The sequence below is a fragment of the Porticoccus sp. genome, assembly GCF_041592135.1.
Classification (GTDB): domain Bacteria; phylum Pseudomonadota; class Gammaproteobacteria; order Pseudomonadales; family Porticoccaceae; genus Porticoccus.
Window position 1 is genome coordinate 1 of the sequence record NZ_JBFHQR010000130.1, and the last position, 6,704, is coordinate 6,704.

A 6,704-nucleotide genomic window follows, 5' to 3' on the forward strand; every position below is an offset into this window, starting at 1 on the left:
CCGCCCGAGCCGAGCATGCGCATCGTCGCGGACATCATCGGCTACACGGCGCGCGAGATGCCGCGCTTCAACCCCATCTCGATCTCCGGCTACCACATGCAGGAAGCGGGTGCGACCTGTGTGCAGGAGATGGCCTTCACGCTGGCGGACGGCATCGAGTACGTGCGCGCCGCGGTCGCCGCCGGGCTGGACGTGGACGCCTTCTCGCCGAGGCTGTCCTTCTTCTTCTGCATCGGCATGAACTTCTTCATGGAGGTGGCGAAGCTGCGCGCCGCGCGCCGGCTGTGGGCCGAGCTGATGCGCGATAAGTTCGCGCCCGCCGACGACCGCTCGCTGATGCTGCGCACCCACTGCCAGACCTCCGGTGTCAGCCTCACCAGCAAGGATCCCTACAACAATGTGATGCGCACCACCATCGAGGCCATGTCCGCGGTGTTGGGTGGCACCCAGTCACTGCACACCAACGCCCTCGATGAGGCGCTGGCACTGCCCACGGATTTTTCCGCCCGCATCGCCCGCAACACCCAGCTGGTGATCCAGGAAGAAACCGGTATCACCAAGGTGGTGGACCCGCTGGCCGGCTCCTACTACGTGGAGAGCCTCACCGATCAACTGGTGAAGGAAGCCCGGGTGCTGATCGACGAAGTGGAAGCCATGGGTGGCATGACCAAGGCGGTGGAGTCCGGCATGCCGAAACTGCGCATCGAACAGGCGGCGGCCTTGCGCCAGGCCCGCATCGACCGCGGCGAGGAGGTGATCGTCGGCGTCAACAAATACCAGCTGGAGAAAGAGCCGCCGGTGGATATCCTCGACATCGACAACAGTGCGGTGCGCGTATCCCAGGTGGCCCGGCTGCACAACATCCGCGCCGAGCGCGACAGCGAAGCCTGCCAGAAGGCGCTGGATGCCTTGACTGCCGCTGCGGAATCCGGCCAGGGCAACCTGCTGGAACTGGCGGTAGATGCCGCCCGCGCCCGCGCCTCGGTGGGTGAAATTTCCGATGCCCTGGAGAAAATATGGGGTCGCCATCGGGCGGAAACCCGCACCATCAGTGGTGTTTACGGTTCGGCCTATGAAGGGGATGCCGACTTTGCCGCCATCCAGGCCAGTGTGTCCGAGTTTGCCGCCCACGCCGGTCGCCGCCCGCGGATGCTGGTGGCCAAAATGGGCCAGGATGGTCACGACCGCGGCGCCAAGGTGATCGCCACGGCATTTGCCGACATCGGCTTCGATGTGGATATCAGTCCCATGTTCCAGACCCCGGAAGAGGCTGCCCGCATGGCGGTGGAAAACGACGTCCATGTGGTGGGGGTTTCCTCCCAGGCCGCCGGCCACAATACCCTGGTGCCCCAGTTGATCGCGGCCCTGAAAAAAGAAGGCGCCGGCGATATCAAGGTGGTCTGTGGCGGGGTGATCCCCCCCCAGGATTACCAGGCTCTCTACGATGCCGGTGTGGCGGCCGTCTACGGTCCCGGTACCAATATTCCCAAGGCCGCGGCCGAAGTGTTGGCGCTGCTGAGCCAGCAATAACTGACTTGGCCGGTCGGCGCTGACGACTTCACAGCCGGTCAGTCCGGCAAAACACCAAACGACGATAACAAGCTTATTAAGGTATTGCCGGCGCGGTGCGTCGGCTATCAAAGACAGGAGAACACCATGCACGAAATTATCGAGCAACTGGAAGAAAAGCGTGAGATGGCCCGTCTCGGTGGCGGTCAGAAACGCATTGAGGGCCAGCACGCCAAGGGTAAATTGTCCGCCCGTGAGCGCATTGACCTGCTGCTCGATCCCGGCTCCTTTGAGGAGTGGGACATGTTTGTGGAGCACCGTTGCACCGATTTCGGCATGGAACAGGAGCATATCCCCGGCGACGGCGTGGTGATCGGTTACGGCACCGTCAACGGCCGGCTGGTATTCGTGTTCAGCCAGGATTTCACCGTGTTCGGCGGTTCATTGTCGGAAACCCATGCGGAGAAAATCTGCAAACTGATGGATCAGGCCATGAAGGTCGGTGCCCCGGTGATCGGCCTCAATGACTCCGGCGGTGCCCGTATTCAGGAGGGGGTCGCCTCCCTGGGTGGTTACGCCGACGTATTCCAGCGCAATGTGATGGCTTCCGGGGTGGTGCCGCAGATCTCCATGATCATGGGTCCCTGCGCCGGTGGCGCGGTGTACTCGCCGGCCATCACCGACTTCATCTTTATGGTCAAAGACAGTTCCTACATGTTCGTGACCGGTCCCGAGGTGGTGAAAACCGTCACCCACGAGACAGTGACCGCGGAGCAACTGGGCGGTGCGGTGACCCACTCCAGCAAGTCCGGAGTGGCGGACCTGGCCTTTGAAAACGATGTGGAAGCGCTGGTCAAACTGCGCCGCTTCATCAGTTTCCTGCCCGCCAACAACCAGGAAAAACCGCCGGTGTGGCCCACCGAGGACCCGGCGGATCGCGCCGAGCTGTCCCTGGATACCCTGATTCCCGATGATCCCAACAAGCCCTACGACATGAAGGAACTGATCATCAAGGTGGCTGATGAGGGCGATTTCTTCGAGCTGCAGCCGGATTATGCCGGCAACCTGGTGATCGGTTTTATCCGCATCGAAGGTTCCACCGTCGGTGTGGTCGCCAACCAGCCGATAGTGCTGGCGGGCTGTCTCGATATCGACGCCTCCAAAAAAGGCGCCCGTTTTATCCGTTTCTGCGACGCCTTCAATATTCCGGTGCTGACCTTCGTGGACGTGCCCGGTTTCATGCCCGGCACCAGCCAGGAATACGGCGGCATCATCAAGCACGGCGCCAAGTTGCTGTACGCCTATGCCGAATGCACCGTGCCGAAAGTGACGGTGATTACCCGCAAAGCCTATGGCGGCGCCTATGACGTGATGTCCTCCAAGCACCTGCGCGGCGACGTCAACTTCGCCTGGCCCACCGCAGAAATTGCCGTGATGGGACCAAAGGGCGCGGTGGAAATCATCTTCCGCAGGGATATCGGCGATCCGGAAAAGATTGCCGCCCGCGAACAGGAATATCGCGAGAAGTTTGCCAACCCCTTTATTGCCGGCAAACGCGGCTTCATCGACGACGTGATCATGCCGCGCCAAACGCGCAAGCGGGTGGCGCGCTCCCTGTCAATGTTGCGTGAAAAGCACATCGAGAATCCCTGGCGCAAGCACGGCAATATTCCGCTGTAAGCGGTTGCCGTTGAATTGATTGCACCCACTGGACAACAGAATTTCACGAAGAAGATCAGACTATGTTTAAAAAGATTCTTGTAGCAAACCGGGGCGAGATCGCTTGCCGTGTGTTCCGCACTGCCAAAGCCATGGGGATTGGCACGGTGGCGGTCTATTCCGATGCCGACCGCGATGCCCTGCACGTCGCCATGGCCGATGAGGCCGTGCATATCGGCCCCTCCGCGTCAGCAGAGAGCTATCTGGTGATCGACAAGATCATCGCCGCCTGTAAACAGACCGGCGCTGATGCCGTACATCCCGGTTACGGTTTTCTGTCTGAAAATAAGGCCTTCTGCCAGGCGCTGGATGCCGCCGGTATCGCCTTTATCGGCCCCGGTGTCAAAGCCATCGAATCCATGGGTGACAAAATCACCTCCAAGCTGATTGCTGAAAAGGCCGGCGTCAACACTATTCCCGGTTATACCGACGTGGTGCGCGACGCCGAGCAGGCGGTGGAGATTTCCAATGGCATCGGTTATCCGGTGATGCTGAAAGCCTCTGCTGGCGGCGGTGGCAAGGGCATGCGGGTGGCCTGGAACGAGGAAGAGTGCCGCGACGGTTTTGAACGCGCCACCAACGAGGCCCGTTCCAGTTTTGGTGACGACCGCGTGTTCATCGAGAAATTTATCCAGGAACCTCGCCACATTGAAATCCAGGTGATGGCGGACAGCCACGGCAATACCATCTACCTGGGCGAGCGCGAGTGTTCCATCCAGCGCCGTCATCAGAAAGTGATTGAGGAGGCGCCGTCGCCGTTCCTGACGCCGGAAGTGCGCAAGGCCATGGGTGAGCAGGCGGTGGCTCTGGCGCAAGCGGTGGATTACAAATCCGCCGGCACCGTGGAGTTCATCGCCGACGCCAACCTGAATTTCTACTTCCTGGAAATGAATACCCGCCTGCAGGTGGAGCACCCGGTCACCGAGCTGGTCACCGGCCAGGATCTGGTGGAACTGATGATCCGCGTCGCCGCGGGTGAAAAACTGCCGTTGACCCAGGAAGACGTCAAGCTGACGGGTTGGGCGATGGAAACCCGCGTCTACGCCGAAGACCCGTTCCGCAATTTCATGCCCTCCATTGGCCGGCTGGTGCGCTACCGCCCACCGACAGGTGAAGGGGTGCGGGTGGACACCGGTGTCTATGAAGGTGGCGAAGTGTCCATGTTCTATGACCCGATGATCGCCAAGCTGATCACCTATGGTAAAGATCGCGAAGAAGCTACTTCGCGGATGGTGGATGCCCTGGATGCCTATTACATCCGCGGTGTAAACCACAATATCAGTTTCCTCAACGCGCTGATGATGCACCCGCGGTTTGTGGCGGGCCAATTGACCACCAACTTCATCGCGGAAGAGTACCCGGACGGCTTCAGCCCCGACCTGGTGCCCCAGGATGATCCGGCGCTGTGTGTGGTCACCGCTGCGGTGATCAACAAGAAATTCCGCGATCGCTGTTCGATGATTTCCGGTCAGCTGCCCAGCCATGAATACCGTCCCTCCGCTGACTGGATCGTGATGACCAATCAGGGTGAAGATAATTTCAAAGTGTCGGTGGATACGACGGTAGAGCCGGTGGTGGCGACGCTGGAAGGCAAGCAATACATTGTTGAAACCGACTGGAAACTGGGTGAGCCGCTGTTCAAGGCGGTCATCAATGGCAAGCCGGTTTGTATCCAGGTGGACCGCGACGGCTGGCTGTTCAAGATGTTCCACCGCGGCGCCGAGAAAGAAGTCTATGTGGTCACGCCCCGCACCGCGGAACTGAGCCAGCATATGCTCATTAAAGAGCCGCCGGATCTGTCCAAATTCCTGCTGTCGCCGATGCCCGGGCTGCTGGTGAAACTGAAGGTGAAAGAGGGCGACGCCGTGAAGGCGGGCGAGGAACTGGCGGTAGTTGAAGCGATGAAGATGGAAAACAGCCTGCGCGCCCTCGCCGATGGCGTGGTCAAGCTGGTGTCCGCCGAAGTGGGCGACAGCCTCAAGGTGGACCAGCCCATCGTCGAATTCGAGTAATGGCGCAACCGGGATGATACGCAGGTTGGCAGCGATTCCTGGCCGGTTACAATGGCCCCTGACAGACTGGAACCGATGGCCGGAGTAGACCCATTGCAGACAAACCCGGAAGAACTTGCGGAAAGTATCAGGCGCGGTGACCGCCGCGCCCTGGCCAAGGGGATTACCCTGGTGGAGTCCACCAGGGCGGATCACCGGGAACAGGCCGCGCGGCTGCTTGAACTGGTCATGCCCCATACCGGCCACTCCATTCGCCTGGGAATTTCCGGTGTGCCGGGGGTGGGCAAGTCCACCTTTATCGAATCCTTCGGCAACCATGTGATCGGCCAGGGCCACCGGGTGGCCGTGCTGGCGGTGGACCCCACCTCGGCATTGAGCGGCGGTTCCATTCTCGGCGACAAGACCCGCATGGAAACCCTGTCCCGCAATCCGGATGCCTTTATTCGCCCCTCTCCGGCGGGTCAGACACTGGGCGGCGTTACCCGCCGCACCCGAGAAACCCTGCTGCTCTGCGAGGCGGCGGGTTTTGATGTGATCATTGTGGAGACGGTGGGTGTCGGTCAGTCGGAAACCGCCGTGGCCCAGATGACCGACATGTTCCTGTTGCTGTTGCTGCCCGGTGGCGGAGACGAACTGCAGGGCATCAAGCGTGGCATCATGGAGCTGGCCGACCTGATTCTGGTGAACAAGGCCGATGGCGACCAACGGGCGGCGGCCGAGCGCACCGTGGCGGATTACCAGATGGCCGTGCATTTCCTGCATCCGCGCAGCCGCCACTGGCAGGTTCGGGTGCAACCCCTGTCCGCATTGCAACGCCAGGGGGTGGATGATGTCTGGCTGACGGTTGAGGAATATCGGCGGGCCCTGACGGAGGCCGGTGAAATTGAATCCCGTCGCGCCGCCCAGGCCCGGGCCTGGATGTGGAGTGAAACCGCCGATACCCTGCTGACAGAGTTGAAAGAGAGCGAAGCCGTACAGGTGCTGGTGGCGTCGCTGGAAGCGGACGTCACTTCGGGCAGGACTCCCGCTACCGTGGCGGCGAAAAAATTGATTGATGCGTTTCGTCGCTAGCAATCGGACGCATGCCACTGCCCTGAACAAAACAAATTGAAATAGGTACCCCCCATGATTGGAAAACTGAATCACGTCGCCATCGTTGTCCCCGACCTGGATAAGGCGGTCGCCACCTACCGGGATGCCCTGGGGGCCAGCGTTTCAGCCGCCACGGACCTGCCGGAACACGGCGTGCGGGTGGTGTTTGTGGAACTGCCGAACACCAAGATTGAACTGTTGTTGCCCATCGGTGAAAACTCGCCGGTGGCCAAATTTCTCGAGAAAAACGCCGATGGCGGTATGCACCATATCTGCTATGAAGTGGCGGACATTTTGACCGCCAGGGATCAGCTGATGGCTGCCGGTGTCCGGGTGCTGGGCAATGGTGAACCGAAAATCGGCGCCCACGGC

5 protein-coding genes are annotated in these 6,704 nt (G+C 60.7%); all 5 read left to right on the top strand.

Going from position 1 to position 6,704, the window contains the following annotated elements:
• Positions 1-1,530 (top strand): methylmalonyl-CoA mutase (gene scpA / locus ABY948_RS10365; RefSeq protein WP_461482463.1); only part of this gene is annotated, 1,530 nt, incomplete at its 5' end.
• Positions 1,531-1,656: 126 nt separating this feature from the next.
• Positions 1,657-3,189 (top strand): acyl-CoA carboxylase subunit beta, encoded by a 1,533-nt coding sequence (locus ABY948_RS10370; RefSeq protein WP_461482464.1) that lies wholly within the window; start codon positions 1,657-1,659, stop codon positions 3,187-3,189.
• 62 nt (positions 3,190-3,251) lie between these two features.
• Entirely contained in the window at positions 3,252-5,240 is a 1,989-nt protein-coding gene (gene accC, locus ABY948_RS10375; protein WP_461482465.1) for an acetyl-CoA carboxylase biotin carboxylase subunit, read from the top strand.
• 51 nt (positions 5,241-5,291) lie between these two features.
• Positions 5,292-6,311, top strand: a complete 1,020-nt coding sequence (gene meaB / locus ABY948_RS10380) for a methylmalonyl Co-A mutase-associated GTPase MeaB (RefSeq protein ID WP_461482466.1) — start codon at positions 5,292-5,294, stop codon at positions 6,309-6,311.
• Between the two features lie 54 nt (positions 6,312-6,365).
• The coding region (gene mce / locus ABY948_RS10385) for a methylmalonyl-CoA epimerase (RefSeq protein WP_461482467.1) at positions 6,366-6,704 on the top strand (339 nt) is incomplete at its 3' end.